The 18,040-nt window shown below is 65.5% G+C and carries 12 protein-coding genes; 9 read left to right on the forward strand and 3 right to left on the reverse strand.

What is annotated here, in order from left to right; genetic code table 11:
* Window positions 1–127: 127 nt before the first annotated feature.
* Window positions 128–916, reverse strand: a complete 789-nt coding sequence (locus tag LGN10_RS01225; RefSeq protein ID WP_226221307.1) for a GNAT family N-acetyltransferase — start codon at window positions 914–916, stop codon at window positions 128–130.
* A gap of 279 nt (window positions 917–1,195) precedes the next feature.
* Here LGN10_RS01225 and LGN10_RS01230 point away from each other — a divergent pair, with 279 nt between their 5' ends.
* The 9 genes from LGN10_RS01230 to LGN10_RS01270 all read left to right on the forward strand — a co-directional run bounded on the left by LGN10_RS01230 (window position 1,196) and on the right by LGN10_RS01270 (window position 16,329).
* The gene (locus LGN10_RS01230; RefSeq protein ID WP_059643755.1) at window positions 1,196–1,501 is read left to right on the forward strand and encodes an NIPSNAP family protein; all 306 of its coding nucleotides are present in this window, start codon (window positions 1,196–1,198) and stop codon (window positions 1,499–1,501) included.
* Window positions 1,502–1,811: 310 nt separating this feature from the next.
* A complete protein-coding gene (locus LGN10_RS01235) occupies window positions 1,812–2,462 on the forward strand; it encodes an NADPH-dependent FMN reductase (RefSeq protein WP_006490914.1) in 651 nt (216 codons plus the stop codon).
* A gap of 232 nt (window positions 2,463–2,694) precedes the next feature.
* Complete coding sequence (locus LGN10_RS01240) at window positions 2,695–2,913, forward strand: hypothetical protein (RefSeq protein WP_006480563.1); 219 nt, start codon at window positions 2,695–2,697, stop codon at window positions 2,911–2,913.
* 95 nt (window positions 2,914–3,008) lie between these two features.
* Window positions 3,009–3,911 carry a hypothetical protein gene (locus LGN10_RS01245; protein ID WP_059575437.1) on the forward strand — a complete coding sequence of 301 codons (903 nt, stop codon included), beginning with the start codon at window positions 3,009–3,011 and terminating at the stop codon, window positions 3,909–3,911.
* A gap of 963 nt (window positions 3,912–4,874) precedes the next feature.
* On the forward strand, window positions 4,875–11,666 hold the full coding sequence (locus LGN10_RS01250; RefSeq protein ID WP_226221311.1) for an ESPR-type extended signal peptide-containing protein: 6,792 nt from the start codon (window positions 4,875–4,877) through the stop codon (window positions 11,664–11,666).
* Window positions 11,667–11,790: 124 nt separating this feature from the next.
* The gene (locus LGN10_RS01255; RefSeq protein WP_226221313.1) at window positions 11,791–12,459 is read left to right on the forward strand and encodes an OmpA family protein; all 669 of its coding nucleotides are present in this window, start codon (window positions 11,791–11,793) and stop codon (window positions 12,457–12,459) included.
* A gap of 390 nt (window positions 12,460–12,849) precedes the next feature.
* The gene (locus LGN10_RS01260; RefSeq protein ID WP_226221315.1) at window positions 12,850–13,995 is read left to right on the forward strand and encodes a DUF2827 domain-containing protein; all 1,146 of its coding nucleotides are present in this window, start codon (window positions 12,850–12,852) and stop codon (window positions 13,993–13,995) included.
* 14 nt (window positions 13,996–14,009) lie between these two features.
* Window positions 14,010–15,164, forward strand: a complete 1,155-nt coding sequence (locus tag LGN10_RS01265; RefSeq protein WP_226221316.1) for a DUF2827 domain-containing protein — start codon at window positions 14,010–14,012, stop codon at window positions 15,162–15,164.
* Between the two features lie 28 nt (window positions 15,165–15,192).
* Window positions 15,193–16,329 (forward strand): DUF2827 family protein, encoded by a 1,137-nt coding sequence (locus tag LGN10_RS01270; protein WP_226221318.1) that lies wholly within the window; start codon window positions 15,193–15,195, stop codon window positions 16,327–16,329.
* 24 nt (window positions 16,330–16,353) lie between these two features.
* On the opposite strand, the gene LGN10_RS01275 is transcribed toward LGN10_RS01270, so the two are convergent.
* Window positions 16,354–16,770, reverse strand: a complete 417-nt coding sequence (locus tag LGN10_RS01275; RefSeq protein ID WP_059575451.1) for a hypothetical protein — start codon at window positions 16,768–16,770, stop codon at window positions 16,354–16,356.
* Between the two features lie 72 nt (window positions 16,771–16,842).
* Window positions 16,843–17,646, reverse strand: a complete 804-nt coding sequence (locus LGN10_RS01280; protein ID WP_124658460.1) for an EAL domain-containing protein — start codon at window positions 17,644–17,646, stop codon at window positions 16,843–16,845.
* Between the last annotated feature and the right edge of the window lie 394 nt (window positions 17,647–18,040).

The following is an 18,040-nucleotide window of genomic DNA, read 5'->3' on the forward strand; positions in this document are numbered from 1 at the left end:
GTCGAGCCGGTTCGTTCTCCTGGCCATCGGAACGGGTGATTGCGCCGATTGATCGAGCGGCCCGCGTCCCGTCCTCGCGTGAAGCCCACGCGACGGGCGAACGGCACGAACCGGAGTCCGCCCGCCGCTATCGGGCCACGAAACGGCCGTGCTGACGCAGCCGCCACGGCGACGACCGGCAACTGGCCGCACCGGCCGCGCGGCGCGCCGCGAAACGTCCGGCGCGACGCAAACCCGCCTCGCGCCGGGCCAACACGACAATGCGCGGCGCCCACGCATGCAGGACACGCCGCACGGCCGCCACACGCGCAGCCAGCCGCGACGCCGACGACACCCGGCGCACGGGGCGTGCAACGGGCCGCTTGCACAGGATCGCGCTGTCGTAGCGCTTGCCGGCGAAGCGCATCACGTCGACCACCTCGAAGCCCTGCGCGCCGTAGAACGCCAGCAGGTGCGCGGCGGGATGCGGCGTATCCAGCGCGAGCAGCGCATAGCCGCGCGACGCGGCCCACTGCTCGGCGAACGACAGCAGCAACGCGCCGATCCCGCGGCTCTGGCAAGCCGGGTCCACCGCCAGCTGGCGCACGCTCGCGACGCCTTCACGCCGGTACAGCGGGCAGGCCGACGACGGATCGGTCGCATACAGCGTGGCCGTGCCGACGATGCGCCCGCCGCACACGGCGACGTAGCACTCGCCTGCTTCCGCGCGGCGGCGCGTGACATCCTCGTCCTGATCGACGCACGTGCAGTTGAGCCCCATCGCACCGAGCCGTGCGAACGCGCGGTGCAGCATCGGCGTGAGTTGTGCGTAGCTGTCGATTGCCGGATCGAAGCGCCGGACGATCACCCGATCGGCGCCTGCGGAAAGCGGCGCGGCGGCTGTGAGTTCGGCGATCGCGTTCCAGGGTATCGACATGGCCATGCTCCGTGGTGAAGATGCCCGAAGTCTAGGAGCGCGCCGGTCGCCGTCGCAAGAAAAAATGTCGTAAAAATCCACGGGTAGCGCGGCTGGCGGAGGTGACGAGTACGGCGTATTTCGACGCTGTGCGCACGTCATGGCGAACACATCGAAGTGCCGATCGTTGCTCGCGCAAGCAACGCATCAAGCAATGAAACCGACGCCCGCGTGCACGCCGTTGACACGTGCCGCCCCGCGCTCCAGACTCGCGGCTCCGCCACTGCATCGCGAGCGCCCATGATCACCTGCTTCCTTCGCTACGTCGTCGACCCGTACAAACTCGTCGAATTCGAGACCTACGGCAAGATGTGGATTCCGCTCGTCGAACGGTTCGGCGGCACGCATCATGGCTATTTCCTGCCATCCGAAGGCGCGAGCAACATCGCGCTGGCAATGTTCTCGTTCCCGAGCCTCGCGGAATACGAGCGCTACCGCGAACGCTCGAAGGACGACCCGGCCTGCCAGGCCGCGTTCCGCTACGCGGAGGACACGCGTTGCATCGTCAGCTACGAGCGCAGCTTCTTCCGGCCGGTGTTCGCGTAACGGGCCACGTCGCGGCACGCATCGCGCCCCGTTTTCCGGCCGAGGACGAAAAAAAGCCCCGCCGCATCCGCGTGGCGGGGCCAACCCATGTCAGTAGAGACATCATGGAGGAGACGCACCCATCTTATCGACCGTGGTGCACCGCCCCAACCAAGCATTTCTGCTATCGATCTGCGCGGCCGCGCACACGATTGCCCCGCCACGCGGCATATCGATAGAACGAAAAGTCGTTTTCAGAGTGGCGACGGGGTCGTTACCATCTGGTTTTAAGCCTGTGCTTAGCCGGGCAAGCCACTCCCAGGAGCGCCCCTTGACTGCATTCGATCAACACCGCCGCCCGTTCGTCGTCGGCATCGGCGGTACCACCCGGGCCGCGTCGTCCACCGAACGCGCGCTGTCGTTCGCCCTGCGCGGCGCGCAGGCCGCCGGCGCGCGTACGCGCCTGTTCGACGGCCCGTTCCTGCACACGCTGCCGCACTACGCCCCCGAACACAAAACGCTGACCGACGCGCAGCGCGAGCTGATCGACGCGGTGCGCCAGGCCGACGCGATCATCATCGCGACGCCCGGCTATCACGGCGGCGTGTCCGGCCTCGTGAAGAACGCACTCGACACGCTCGAGGAGCTGCGCGCGGACGAACGCCCGTATCTCGACGGCCGCGCGGTCGGCCTGATCGTCACCGCCTACGGCTGGCAGGCGGCCGGCACCGTGCTGACGTCGCTGCGCTCGATCGTCCATGCGCTGCGCGGCTGGCCGACGCCGTTCGGCGCCACCGTCAACACGCTGGAAACGCGTTTCGAGAGCGCCGACAGTTGCTCGGATCCGAAGGTCGTCGCGCAACTCGAGACGGTCGGCGCGCAAGCGGCCGAATTCGCGCTCGCGTTCGCGTCGCATCGGGCGGCCTCGCACGCGGCGTCGGTCGATGCGCTCGCCCCCGTGCTGAAGGTCGCCAACCAGTAACCCCCCGCATTCCGCCGCGCGCCCTCGATCGACAGGATTCGACGAGGGCGCGCGGCGCGTCTTCCGACGCGTGCGACATGCGGGCGCGTCGTCCCGGCTCCCGACAACACCGTTCCGCGTCCCGCCCCGATAACGATTCAGCCCGCCGCGTCATTTGCATTGGCCGAAAGATTGGTTCACCCGACCGGCGGGTTTGCGTACGCTGAAAGTCCGAACTTTTTCCGCGCATGCCATGAACCGTACGATCCGCTACAAGGGCTACGAAGTCGCTCCCGCTGCCGCCCGGTTGCCGAACGGGCTGTTCGCCGCCAACCTGACGATCGAACGCGCGAGCGGCGGCCCGTCGCCGCGCTCCGTGTCGTTCGACGCAATCGATTTCTTCTTCGAGGAAGAGCACGCCCTCGCGTACGCATCGCGCTGGGGCCGCCTCTGGGTCGACACGAACGCGTGACATGCGCGGGGCCGGCGTGCACATGGCCGCACGAAAATACGCGATGACGGAAGCTGTGCAAGAATCTTTCGATCCGTAATCGCATAACAATAGCCATGACCGACACGCTGCAGGAAGAGCATGCAGCCGCAGATCACGCAATGCGCAACTGGACCTTCGAGGCCCAAGGCCCGGTCCGGATCGGTTCCGATGCGCACAAGCAGATGTTCTGTCGGATGCTGCTCGACACACACAACCCGTACAAGCCGGCCGTGATCGACTGGCCGGCGCTCCAGCCGGCCGAGCTCAGGCGGCTCACGTCGCTGCCGATCTGGGACATCGCGGTGCAAACGGAAGGCCGCGCGTCGATCCGCGTGGCGACCTACGCCGCGACAGTCGACGATCCGCTGCTGCGCCGCGCGCTCGAGATGGACGGCGGCGAGGAAGCCCGCCACAAGGTCGTGCTGTCGAAGCTCGTCGAGGCGTACGGCATCCGCCTCGCGCCCGAGCCGGCCTACCCCGCGCCGAAAGATCCCGAATGGTCGTGGATGATGACGGGCTTCAGCGAGTGCATCGACAGCTTTTTCGCGTTCGGCCTGTTCCGCTCCGCGCAGCGCTCCGGCTATTTCCCGCCCGAACTGGTCGAGACCTTCGAGCCCGTGATCCAGGAAGAAGGCCGCCACATCCTGTTCTTCGTCAACTGGTACGCATGGTACTGGCGCACGATGCCGTGGTGGCGCCGGCCGTGGTTCTTCGCACGCGTCGCAGCCGTGTGGGTGCAGCTGATCCGCGACCGCATGAGCATCGCGCGCGGCATCGATGCCGACGGCGCCGCGCGTGACGCGAATTTTCCGGCGACCGGCACCGCCGACATCGGCGATGCGCTGAACCCGCGCGAACTGATCGAGCTGTGTCTCGTGGAAAACGACCGGCGGATGGCCGGTTACGACAAGCGCCTGCTGCGCCCGATGTTCGTGCCGCGGATGGCGCGGTTCGCGCTGCGGTTTCTGAAGAAGTAAAGCCGGAAGTTTGCCGCGGGTCATGCGGCAGGCTGGCCCATTCGGCCCACGCTCGTGGGCCGAATGTGGCGCGCCCGATACATTCGATCCCTCCCTTTTTTCATTTTGCTGCGGCGGGCCTGCGCCGGCGTGGCGGACAAATTGCCGCACTCGGATCTGACATTTCGGCCCCCTACGACTCGACGCAGACCCACGGTCTGTGGCGCCCCGTCGACACCCCGCGAAACACCCCTCACGAGTGCGCCCGCTCAACCTCTGGCATACGCGCCGATTCCGCGATAACGCCGATGTCAACACGATCGTCAATAGGACAAATCCGATAAATCGGCGCAGATTGTTTCATTTGGGCGTTCTGTAGCAATTTTTTACAACTTCGACGACCGGACGGCCCGGAACGCCCGTCATACGGGCCCCGGCGCCGGACGGAATGCGCACATCAGCACAATCAAATGCACCTCGAATCAGATGAATTTGACTGCTAGATAATCTTCACACTAAAACAAAAATTCAATAAAAGCCAAAATATTAACAAGTTAATAATTCGGCTAGCGCATTATCTCACCACAACCCAGAAAACATTACAAACATGAAAGAATCCGGCGACGCGCAAACGTTTGCTATTTCATTTGTCTTACTTTTGACTAGACCGAATGTGTCATCCACCGCACAAAATCGCCTCAACACATTGATTTTTATAGGAAAATCCGAATATCGGCCGCAGAATTCAAACCATACTAGAAGCATTCTTGCATCTTTCAAATTCATTCTGCTCTCTTGCGCAAAAACCCGCCTCATTAACCATTCTTTAACTTTTAAAACGCTTCATTTATCACTGTTTGTCAATCTATAAAATCCGACTCCAATAAAATCCGCCCATCAATTTTGAGATTCACGCGAGCGCACGGAGTAATCCTCTAACAAAAGAGACCGGTGTGTGGCGTGCACATTTGGAGGTAGCAGGATATGAACCGCACATACCGCTCGATCTGGAACGAAGCGCTCGGCGCGTGGGTCGCAGCATCGGAAATCGATTCGGCACGGGGTAAGCCGAACAAGTCGGCTGTCGTGGTGGCGGCCGTCGCGGCGCTGGCGATCAGCCTGCCCGGACTGGCCGAAGCCAATACGCTCAACACACAGCAAACCTGCCTGACGGGAAGCAGCGGCGCGGTCGGCCGCGTCAACCCCGGCGGCACGCAAAACCAGGCCGGCGACGGTTCCGGAACGTATTCGGTCGTAGCCGGGTGTAACTCCAACGGCAACGGCTGGACCGGTGTCACGGTATATGGCGCATTCGCACAGGCGACCGGCAACGGCGCGGTCGCCACCGGCATACAGTCGTCGGCGGGTCTGTGGGGCGTCGCTGCCGGCCTCGAAACCACCGCCAGCGGTGCCGGCGCGACCGCACTCGGCTTCGGCTCGACTGCGAACGCACTGAACTCCGTCGCGATCGGCGGCGCGGGCGGCAACGGAACGACGCCGCTGTCGCAGGCGAACTCGACCATCGCTTCGGGCGCGGGCGCAGTCGCCATCGGCAGCAACGCAACGAAGGGCGCGCAGTCGGCCGCGGCGGACGGTATCGCGATCGGCGGGCAGTCGTCCGTCGCATCGACCGCCACGTCGGGTATCGCGCTCGGCCGCGGTGCGACCGTCAACGGTGCGTATGGCATCGCGCAGGGCGACGGCGCCACGGCAAGCGGCTCCGCGGTTGCATTGGGTCAATCGGCGACGGCCGGTGCGAACGCTGGCACGGGCGGCGGCATCGCGATCGGCAGCGGCGCGAACGCGGGCAACGCTACGTCGGGTTCCACGATCGCGATCGGGGCCGGTGCTGTAGCAACGTCTCCGACGGGTTCCGGCGATTCGCTCGCCATCGGCACGAGTGCATCGGCTACGGGTCAGGATTCGACGGCGATCGGCGCCCAAACTACCGCCAACGGCACGAACTCGATCGCCATCGGCAACAATGGCACGCTCGCCACCGGAACCGGCGCACAGGTAATCGGCGTCGGCGCAACGGCATCCGGCACGAACGCCACGACATTCGGCACCGGCGCGACGGCCTCGGGCACCGGTGCGATGGCGCTCGGCGCAAGCAGCACGGCCAGATACGCATCCAGCGTCGCGCTCGGCACCGGAAGCGTGACGGGCGCCGCAGCGCCGACGGGCACGGGTTATCTGACGGGCAGCGCCGCGCCTCTGTCGGAAGTTTCGGTCGGCAGCTCGACGGCCCTGCGCCGCATCACGAACGTCGCGGACGGCTCGGCGCCGCAGGACGCCGTCACCGTCGCCCAGCTCAGCACCGGCGTGAGCACGACGACGAGCGCAATCGGCAGCCTGTCGACGTCGGCGTCGACCGGTCTTTCGTCGGCGAATAGCGCGATCACTTCGCTGTCGACCTCGACTTCGACGGGCATCAACTCGCTGTCCACGGGCCTTAGTTCAGCTAACAGCGCTGTTACGTCGCTTTCGTCGTCCACGTCGACCGGCCTCTCGTCGGCCAACAGCTCGATCACCTCGCTGTCGACCTCGACTTCGACCAGCATCAATTCGCTGTCCACCGGCCTTAGTACAACTAACAGCTCCGTTACGTCTCTTTCGTCGTCCACGTCGACCGGCCTCTCATCGGCCAACAGCTCGATCACCTCGCTGTCGACCTCGACTTCGACCAGCATCAATTCGCTGTCCACTGGCCTCAGCTCGGCTAACAGCTCGGTTACGTCGCTTTCGACTTCCACGTCGACGGGCCTCTCGTCGGCCAACAGCTCGATCGGTTCCCTGTCGACCTCGACTTCGACCGGCATCAACTCGCTGTCCACTGGCCTCAGCTCGGCGAACAGCTCTGTGACGTCGCTGTCGACCTCCACGTCGACGGGCCTCTCGTCGGCCAACAGCTCGATCACCTCGTTGTCGACGTCGACTTCGACAGGTATCAATTCGCTGTCCACCGGCCTCAGCTCGGCAAACAGCTCGGTTACGTCGCTTTCGACTTCCACGTCGACGGGCCTGTCGTCGGCCAACAGCTCGATCGGTTCCCTGTCGACCTCGACTTCGACCGGCATCAACTCGCTGTCCACTGGCCTCAGCTCGGCTAACAGCTCTGTGACGTCGCTGTCGACCTCCACGTCGACGGGCCTCTCGTCGGCCAACAGCTCGATCACCTCGCTGTCAACCTCGACTTCGACCGGCATCAACTCGCTGTCCACCGGCCTGAGCACGGTCTCGACGAAGACCGACAACCTGGGTAGCAGCACCGCGTCGGCACTTGGCGGTGGTTCGACGTACGACCCGACGACGGGCAAGGTCTCGGCTCCGGCGTACACCACGTACAACGCGAACGGCACGACATCGACGGCCAATAGCGTGGGCTCGGCGATCAACAACATCAACAGTCAGGGCATCAAGTACTTCCACGCGAACTCGACCGGCGCCGATAGCACCGCAACGGGCACCGACGCCGTCGCCATCGGCACCGGCGCCGTCGCCGGCACGAACAACTCCGTCGCGCTCGGCGCGAACTCGGCGACCGCCGCGGCCACCCCGACGAGCAGCGCGACCGTCAACGGCGTTACGTTCGGCGGATTCGCCGGCGCCACGCCGGTCGGCACCGTCAGCGTCGGCGACCTCAACAAGGAACGGCAGATCACCAACGTCGCTGCCGGCCAAGTGACCCAGACCAGTACCGACGCGATCAACGGCAGCCAGCTTTATTCCGTCGCCCAACAAGTCGGTACCGCGACCAGTGCCATTTCGTCGCTGTCGACGTCGACTTCGACCGGTCTGTCGTCCGCGAACAGCTCCATCACGTCGCTCTCGACCTCGACTTCGACGGGCCTCTCGTCGGCTAACAGCTCCATCACGTCGCTCTCGACTTCGACCTCGACGGGCCTGTCGTCCGCGAACAGCTCGATCACTTCGCTCTCGACCTCGACTTCGACGGGTCTCTCGTCGGCCAACAGCTCAATCACCTCGTTGTCGACCTCGACTTCGATGGGTCTTTCGTCGGCTAACAGCTCGATCACCTCGCTCTCGACTTCGACTTCGACAGGTCTTTCGTCGGCCAACAGCTCGATCACTTCGCTGTCCACGTCGACCTCGACGGGTATCAATTCGCTGTCGACGGGCCTCAGTTCGACCAATAGCTCGGTGACGTCGCTGTCCACCTCCACGTCGACCGGCTTGTCGTCGGCCAACAGCTCGATCACCTCGCTGTCGACCTCGACATCGACGGGTATCAATTCGCTGTCGACGGGACTCAGCTCGGCCAATAGCTCGGTGACGTCGCTGTCCACCTCCACGTCGACCGGTTTGTCATCGGCGAACAGCTCCATCACGTCGCTGTCGACTTCGACTTCGACCGGCATCAACTCGTTGTCGACCGGCCTCAGCTCGACCGATAGCTCGGTGATGTCGCTGTCGACTTCTACGTCCACCGGTCTCTCGTCGGCTAACAGCTCGATCACCTCGCTGTCGACCTCGACCTCGACGGGTATCAATTCGTTGTCGACCGGCCTCAGCTCGACCGATAGCTCGGTGATGTCGCTGTCGACTTCTACGTCCACCGGTCTCTCGTCGGCCAACAGCTCGATCACCTCGCTGTCCACTTCGACTTCGACCGGCATCAACTCGTTGTCGACCGGCCTCAGCTCGACCGATAGTTCGGTGATGTCGCTGTCGACTTCCACGTCCACGGGTCTCTCGTCGGCTAACAGCTCGATCACCTCGCTCTCGACCTCGACCTCGACGGGTCTGTCGTCGGCCAATAGCTCCATCACGTCCCTGTCGACCTCGACTTCGACTGGCCTGTCCTCGGCCAATAGCTCCATCACGTCCCTGTCGACTTCGACGTCGACCGGCCTGTCGTCGGCCAACAGCTCGATCACGTCGCTGTCGACTTCGACTTCGACTGGCCTGTCCTCGGCCAATAGCTCAATCGATTCGCTGTCCACGTCGACCTCGACGGGCCTCTCGTCGGCAAACAGCTCGATCACGTCCCTGTCGACCTCGACCTCGACCGGCATCAACTCGTTGTCAACGGGTCTCAGCTCGACCAATAGCTCGGTGACGTCGCTGTCGACTTCCACGTCCACTGGCCTCTCGTCGGCAAACAGCTCGATCACATCGCTGTCCACATCGACCTCGACCGGCATCAGCTCGCTGTCCACCGGCCTGAGCTCGACCGATAGCTCGGTGTCGTCGCTGTCGACCTCCACGTCGACCGGCTTGTCGTCCGCGAACAGCTCGATCACGTCGCTGTCGACCTCCACGTCGACCGGCCTGTCGTCGGCCAACAGCTCGATCACGTCGCTCTCGACCTCGACGTCGACCGGTCTGTCGTCGGCCAACAGCTCCATCACGTCGCTGTCCACGTCGACCTCGACCGGCCTGTCCTCCGCAAACAGTTCGATCACCTCGCTGTCCACGTCGACCTCGACTGGCATCAACTCGCTGTCCACCGGCCTGAGCTCGACCAACAGCTCGGTGACGTCGCTGTCGACCTCCACGTCGACCGGCCTGTCCTCGGCCAACAGCTCGATCACGTCGCTCTCGACCTCGACCTCGACGGGCCTCTCGTCGGCTAACAGCTCAATCACCTCGCTGTCGACCTCGACTTCGACGGGCCTGTCGTCCGCGAACAGCTCCATCACGTCCCTCTCGACCTCGACGTCGACTGGCCTCTCGTCGGCAAACAGCTCGATCACGTCCCTGTCGACTTCGACTTCGACCGGGCTGTCCTCCGCAAACAGTTCAATCACCTCGCTGTCCACGTCGACCTCGACTGGCATCAACTCGCTGTCCACCGGCCTGAGCTCGACCAACAGCTCGGTGACGTCGCTGTCGACCTCCACGTCGACGGGCCTGTCGTCGGCCAACAGCTCCATCAGTTCCCTGTCGACTTCGACGTCGACCGGCCTGTCGTCCGCGACCAGCTCGATCACGTCGCTGTCGACCTCGACCTCGACCGGCATCGGCTCGTTGTCCACCGGCCTGAGCAGCACGGACAGCACGATCACGTCGCTGTCGACCTCGACGTCGACCGGCATCGGCTCGCTGTCCACCGGCCTGAGCAGCACCAACAGCGCGGTATCGTCGCTGTCGACCTCCACTTCGACCGCGATCAACGCCGCGAAGACGCACTACTACAGCGTCAACGACAACGGCACGCAGCAAGCCAACTACGCGAACGACGGCGCCACGGGCACCAACGCCCTCGCCGCCGGCGTGAACGCCAGCGCGGCGGGCGCCAGCAGCGTGGCAGTCGGCGACGGCTCGAACGCGCAGACGGCAGGTGCGGTCGCGATCGGCCAGAACGCCTCGGCAACGGGCGGCAAGGCCGTGTCGATCGGCTCCGGCAACACCGCGTCCGGCGATGGCGCGGTCGCGATCGGCGATCCGAACGTGGCGACGGGCACCGGCGCAGTGGCGATGGGCGCGAACAACACGGCGACCGGCGACGGCGCGGTGTCGCTCGGCAACCAGAACACGGCAACCGGCGCCAGCGCGCTCGCCCTCGGCAGCGCGAACCAGGCCACCGCGGACAACACGATCGCGCTGGGCAGCCAGGCCACGGCCAGCGCCACCGGCGCCCAGGCCTACGGCTCGGCCGCCAAGGCCACGGCCGCCGACGCACTCGCCTTCGGCACGAACGCGCAAGCGAACGTCGCGAACTCGATCGCACTCGGCGCGAACTCGGTCACGGCGGCAGCCGTCGGCACGTCGAGCGCCACGATCGGCGGCGTCACGTACCCGTTCGCGGGCGGCTCGCCGGTCGGCGTGGTGAGCGTCGGCGCACCGGGCCAGGAACGCCAGATCACGAACGTCGCCGCGGGCCGCATCTCGGCCACGAGCACGGATGCGATCAACGGCAGCCAGCTCAACGCGACGAACACGGCGCTCAACACGCTGTCGACGTCCACCGCGTCGAACGTCGCGTCGCTGTCCACCGGCATCAACTCGCTGTCCACCGGGCTGAGCACGACCAACAGCAACGTGGCCTCGCTGTCCACGTCGACCTCGACCGCGATCAGCTCGCTGTCGACGGGCCTGAGCACGACGAACAGCACCGTCACCTCGCTGTCGACGTCGACGTCGACCGGTATCGGTTCGCTGTCGACCGGCCTGAGCACGACGAACAGCAACGTGGCGTCGCTGTCGACCGGCGTGACGAACATCAACAACCAGTTGAACCAGTTGTCGACGACGATCAACAACAACACGACGCGTGCAGTGAACAACAACGGCATCGCCGCCGACATGAACGGCACCGGCAGCGATCACCCGACCGTCACCGCCGGCTCGAACTCGGTGGCGATCGGCGCCGGCTCCAACGACGGCGGCCGCTCGAACGTGGTATCGGTCGGCAGCGACACGCAGCAGCGCCAGATCACGAACGTCGCACCGGGTACGCAAGGCACCGACGCGGTGAACGTGAACCAGCTGACGCAGGTGCAGACGACGCTGTCAACGGCGCTGTCGGGCCAGCAGGCGCAGATCAACTCGCTGGGTTCGCAACTGCAGCAGACCGACCAGATGGCGAAGCAGGGTATCGCGGCCGTCGGCGCGATGGCCTCGATCCCGCAGCTCGATCGCGACGCCAACTTCGGGATGGGCGTGGGCACGTCGACCTTCCTCGGCCAGAAGGCGATGGCGGTCAACATGCAGGCGCGCATCACGGAGAACCTGAAGGCGTCGATCAACGGTGGTTTCAGCGGCGGTCAGAAGGTGATCGGCGCCGGCGTGCTGTACCAGTGGAAGTAATGCGTCGCGCCGCCAGGCCGCCCAGCTCGCCAGCCGTGCGGCCCGCGGCGGCCCCGACGGCCAGACGAGCCCGCCGCGCAACCCGTGGCGGGCTTCAGTCAACCCAAGCATTGAGGATGTAACCGTGAACAAACTCGCTCTTGCGCTCGCGCTTTCCACAACGGCCCTCGCCGCATGCTCGACCGCATCCGGTCCGACCTTCAGCGCCTCCGAACTGCAGCCGCGCGACGGCGTGCGCACCTTCCAGGTGGACTGCCACGGCCTGCTGTCGGGCCCGCAGACCTGCATGAAGGCCGCCCGCAAGATCTGCGGCGACGAGCCCGTGCGCGCCGTCGATTCGGCCCGCGCGCTGCGCGACCAATCCGATCCGGCCACGCTGGTCTTCCATTGCGGCGTCGCACAGGTCGAAGCGGCCTCGGCCGCCACACCCGCACCCGCTGCCGCCGTCGTCGAGCGCGTGAACCTGTCGGGCGACGCGCTGTTCGCGACCGACCACGCGACGCTCGCACCGACCGCGCGCGAATCGCTGGACCGGCTGCTGAGCGAGCGCGCCGACCGCACGTACTCCCAAGTGACGGTCACCGGCTTCACCGATTCGGTGGGCAGCGACGACTATAACCTCGCACTGTCGAAGCGCCGCGCCGAATCGGTCGCCGCCTATTTGATGGCGCATGGGCTGAAGACCGATTCGATGACGGTGTCGGGTCGCGGCAAGGCCGATCCGGTCGCCTCCAACGCGACGCCGGAAGGCCGCGCCAGCAACCGCCGCGTCGAAATCCGGCTGCAGCACTGAGCCGCCTGCGGCCGCCCACGCGGCCGCGCTATCCGGCGGGCCGCACCCGCCGCGCCGGAATTCCGCCGGACCACCGGGCGCCGCTTCGCCGGCGCCCGTCCCCGTTGGCCATCGGCTATGTCAAAGTTCGTCACGCCCTGCCAAAAACGGCGGTTTCCATGCCACAATCGCCGCAGACAGTCGCCGGGGCAGCCTGCCCGACGCGCGCCGTGCCGGGCGTGCCCGGCGACACGCCGGCATCCGGCTGCCGCCTTCGCGAATCTCGTCGCCCGATTCGCACACCGCGGCGCCACCGGCGCAAATCGAATCATGACGATCCACGGCGCGCCGCTGCCGGCCAGACGCTCGACGCGATGCCCGGACGCACGACGCCGCAGAGGAAACCAACCGGTGACGGACATCAATGAAGCCGCCGCGGGCGGCACCCGCAACCAACGGCCGGCGGTCGGCATCTCGCTGTTTGCGCGCGACGGCCAGGCGATCTGGGAAAACGGCATCCACCAGAACATCGCGTTCCTCGCGATGATGCTCAAGCGCTCGGATCGCGTCGGCCCCGTCTATTTTCTGAACGGCGGCGACGCCACTGCACTGCCGGCCGGGCTCGAGCTCGACGGCCTCGACATCCCGCTCGTGAAACCCGCCGACGTCACGCACGAACTCGACGTCGTGATCGAAATGGGCGCGCAGTTGCCGGTCGAATGGCTGCGGCACATGAAGGCGCTCGGCAAGAAGATCGCCGCGTTCTTCTGCGGGCACGTGTATGCGGGCCTGTGCGAGACGCCGATCTTCGGAAAACCGTCGGGGCACGTGTTCAACGGCGCGCCGTTCGACGAAGTATGGCTGCTGCCGCAATACGACAAGACCGCCGCGCCGATGCTGCGAACGATCCTGCGCGCCCCCGTTCACCTGATGCCGCACATCTGGTCGCCGTACTTCCTCGAGCGCCGCGTGGCCACGCTCGCCGACGAAGGCGCGACGTTCGGCTATCGGCCCGGCCAGCGGCCGTGGAGGCTCGCGACGCTCGAGCCGAACATCTCGGTCGCGAAGTCCTGTCACTACCCGATGCTCGCGTGCGACGCGTTCTACCGCACGCGGCCTGATGCGGTGCAACACATGTTCGTCGTCAATTCGATGCACATGAAGGAACATCCCACCTTCCTGCACTTCGCGAACAGCCTCGATCTCGTGCGCCAGCACAAGGCGACGTTCGAACCGCGGCTCGACCTGCCGGGCTTCATGGCGCGCCACGCGGATGCGGTCGTGTCGCACCATTGGGAAAACGGACAGAACTATCTGTATTACGACGTGCTGTACGGCGGCTATCCGCTGATCCACAACTCGACGCTGATCGGCGACGCCGGCTATTACTACCCGGACTTCGATTCGGCCGCCGGCGGCCGCGCGCTGCTCGAAGCGTGGCTGCATCACGACGAACGCCTCGACGACTACCGCGCGAAGGCCGGCCGGCTGCTGCAGTCGGTCTCGATCGACAACCCCGCGAACCTCGACGCGTTCGTCTCGCGTCTGGTCGCCTGAACCGGAGCATACGCATGTCGGACTCCAATGCCCGTCAAGCGCCCGGCGAGGGCAAGCGCCTCGTCGTCGGCGTGTCGCTGTTCGTACGCGGCGCCGGCCAGTCGCTATGGGAAAACGGCATTTTCCAGAACTGCCTGCTGCTGATCCTGCTGCTGCGCCAGTCGCCGCTCGTCGCGGATGCCGTGATGGTCAACGGCGGCGAACAGGTCGCCGATCCGCAGATGATGCTCGGCGAGTGGAACGTGCCGCTGCTGTCGATGGACGAAGCGCTCGAGCGCTGCGACGTGTTGATCGAGATGAGCGCGCAATTCGGCGCGGACTACCTGCGCGCGTTCCGCGAGCGCGGCGGCAAGGTCGTCACGATGCGGGTCGGCAACGACTACGTGATCGACATCGAACGCGCGATGTTCGACAAGCCGTCGGGCTTCCTGTTCTCGGGCGCGCCGTACGACGCGGTGTGGACGATTCCCGAATTCGAGCGCTCGTGTCTGCACTATTACCAGACGGGCTTGCGCGCACCGGTCACGATCGTCCCGCACATCTGGCATCCGATGCTGTTCGACAAGGCGCGCGCGACGCTCGGCGCCGGTTTGTCGTTCGGCTATCAGCCCGGCAAGCCCCGGTGGCGCGTGACGATGTTCGAGCCGAACATCTGCATGGTGAAGACGAGCATCATCCCGATGCTCGTGACCGAGGAAGCCTACCGCGCGAAGCCGGCGTTCCTCGAATTCGTGCGCGTGTGCAACACGATCCACCTGAAGGAACATCCGACTTTCGTGCACTTCGCGAAGAGCCTCGACATCGTGAACCACGGCATCACGACGTTCGAAAGCCGCTACGCGGTGTACGAGTTCATGGCCGCATACGGCGATGCGGTGGTGTCGCACACGTGGGAGAACGCGCAGAACTACCTGTATTACGAGCTGCTGTACGGCGACTATCCGCTGATCCACAACTCGCCGTTCCTCGGCAAGGCCGGGTATTTCTATCCGGACTTCGATTGTCAGGCGGGCGGCCGCGCGCTGCTGCAGGCGTTCGCCGAGCACGACGCGAATCTCGACGCGTACCGCGAGCAGTCGAGGCACGTGCTCGACTCGGTCAGCATCTACAACCCCGAGAACGTCGCGGCCTATACGGACGCGATCGCCACGCTCTATCGCGACGCGTGACCCGTCCCCGCCCCACGGAGCCGATCCGATGAAACTCAATGTCGCGATAACGATGAACGTGCAGCGCGACGCGACGCAGTCGATCTGGTACAACGGCGCGAACCAGCACTGCGTGTACCTGTACATGCTGCTGAAGCAGTCGCCGCTGATCGGCGAAGTCTGGCTCGCGCACGACGACGGCATCGCCGAGTATCCGCAGGCGCTGATGATGGACGCGTTCGGCGACGCGCTGCGGCCGCTGTCGGCCGTCGTTCACGAGACCGACCTGCTGATCGAGATGAACGCGTTCGTCGACCCGTCGCACACCGACGTCGTGCGCCGGCGCGGCGGCAAGTGCGTGTCGTACCGCTTCGGCAACGACTACGTGATCGCGGTCGAGACGATCAACTTCGAGAAGAACGACTGGCGACCGAACCCGCACCGCGTGCAGTTCGACGAGATCTGGACCAATCTGCAGCACATGCATACGTGCGCCGCGTATTTCCAGGCCGTGTACCGCGCGCCGGTGATCGAGCTGCCGCATATCTGGTCGCCGTACTTCATCGAACGCAGCCTCGACGCCGATCCTGAACTAAAGGCGCGCTTCGGCTATCGCAACCACGGCCCGGCCAAGCGCATCGCGTTCTTCGAGCCGAACCTGAATGTCGTGAAGAGCGCGATCGTGCCGATGCTCGCCGCGAACGCGTGCTACGTCGACCATCCGGAGCTCGTCGAGCACGTGTACATGACCAACACGTTCGACAAGAAGGAGAACGTCGCCTTCAAGCATCTCGCGCTCGGGCTCGAGATGGTGCGCGACGGCAAGGCCACCGCCGACGTGCGCGCACCGTTCGTCGCGTGGGCCGCGCATCACACCGACATCGTCGTGTCGCACCACTGGGAAAACGGCCTGAACTACCTGCTGTACGACGCGCTGTACGGCAACTACCCGCTCGTGCACAACTCGCCGTTCCTGCGCGACGTCGGCTACTACTATCCGGACTTCGAGATCTTCGATGCGGCGCGCGCGATCGCGACCGCCGCGCAGACGCACGACGCACGGCTCATCGACTACGCGGCGGCCGCCCGGCGCTGCCTGCACCACGTCGACGCGCTCGCCGAGCACAACGTGCGCGCCTATTCCACGCAGATCCAGCACCTGTTCGCCGATCGCCCGCTCGGCTGATTGCGATCGCACGCGCCCGTCGCGTCACACGCGTACCCGATCGCCGCTTTGCGCGGCGAACGCGCGGCCGTGCCGCCGCCCGATGCGCGCGAGCACCGCGAAACAACGGGCTGCCGACCGGCCCGCGCGGCCCGATTGCCTGACGAGGCTGTCGCATACGCCGCGCGCGATCGCCGACTCGTCACCGCACGCGCCGGCAATGACGCCCGCGTAATAGTGCCGCGCCGCCAGCTCGCGGCCGCCCGCGTCGAGCGGGTTCATCCGCTGAATGCGGCGCGCGACGGTCGTCAGGCCGTCGAGATAGGGCGCGACATCGATCGGGGCATCGGGCGACTCGGCGCCCAGTTGCCCCAGCATGTCGGCCAGTTCGGCGAGGGCGATCAGGCCGCGCACATCGGTCGCCTGCGTGCCCGTTCCGCCTCCGGCTTTCGTCTCCGCCATCACCACGCCCCTTTTTGCGATTCGTCCAGCCCCCGACGCGCATCCCGCGCGCCGCCCTGCCCGTTCCCGCGATCACGCGGCGGCCGGCGACCGCCACGAAAAGCGGATGCCCTGCGCCCACGCGACGCCGGCATCCACGATGATCTGCCGATCCATCTCGCTTTCCACGCCCTCGACGACGACGTGCCGCGCACCTTCATGCGCAAACGCGATCAACCGGCGAAACCGGTATCGCCCGATCGCGTTGCGCTTGATCATCGACAGAATCGAGCGGTCGAGCTTCACGATGTCGGGATTGCCGACCACCAGATTGTTCAATGCACTGAAACCGACACCGAAATCGTCGATCGCGATCCGGCACCCGGCGCGCCGGAGGCGGTCCACGAACGACCGGCCCGCGACAGGGTTCAGCGGCCCCGTCTCCGTGATTTCGACCACCAGCCGCGCCGCCACCGACGGCTCGCACTCGAGCCGCCTGAAGATCGCGAGCCACCCGTCATCCACGACCGCACTGGCCGCCGCGATGTTGCACCCGTACACGGCACCGGGGTCGGCGCGCAGCGCGTCGATCATCCGGCCGACCACCAACCGGTCGAACCAGCGCATCAGCCCGAGCGCTTCGAGGCGCGGCAGGAAGGCGAGCGGCGGCAGCGCGTCGCGCTCGCCCCATCGCAGCCGCGCCAGGCATTCCTGGTACAGCACGCCGCCCGACAAGTCGGCGCGGCACACGGGCTCGCGCGCGAATCCGAGCCGGCTTTCGACGAAACTGCGTACCGACGCGAGGTCGGGATGATCGTCGCGCGCGCCGAACACGCGGTCGATTTCGTCGCGATTCGCTTTCCGATTCGCCTCCTGGCGAGCTTCGACCGCATTCATCCGGCGCTCCGGCAAATGGCGAGCCGCCGATCGCGGCTCGACCTCAACACATCAGCGGAACGAGCCGACCTCGACGCGCTCCGCCGCCCTACCCGGCCCATCCTGTCATGTCGATTTTTCCGGGGAGCGGACTGTTCGCTGCGGCGCCGTCAAATTCGATATTTTTTGCGATATTCGGTTACCTGAAATACATCACGCACGCGCAACGCCGACAGTGCGACAGGTTACACAACCCGAATCAAAAGAACCCGAAGCTTGAGTCGTTTATCTTTTTCGTCGAAACAGTTTTATCTGAATCGTCTCTTCGCGAATTCCCCGTCTCGAGAATCAGGGCACCGTCAATTGATCTGACCAATACCGTGCCGTGAGGTACCGATCACGCGCGACAGGCCGC

Origin of the sequence: Burkholderia sp. AU32262 (assembly GCF_020419985.1) — a bacterium.
Classification (GTDB): Bacteria; Pseudomonadota; Gammaproteobacteria; order Burkholderiales; family Burkholderiaceae; genus Burkholderia; species Burkholderia semiarida.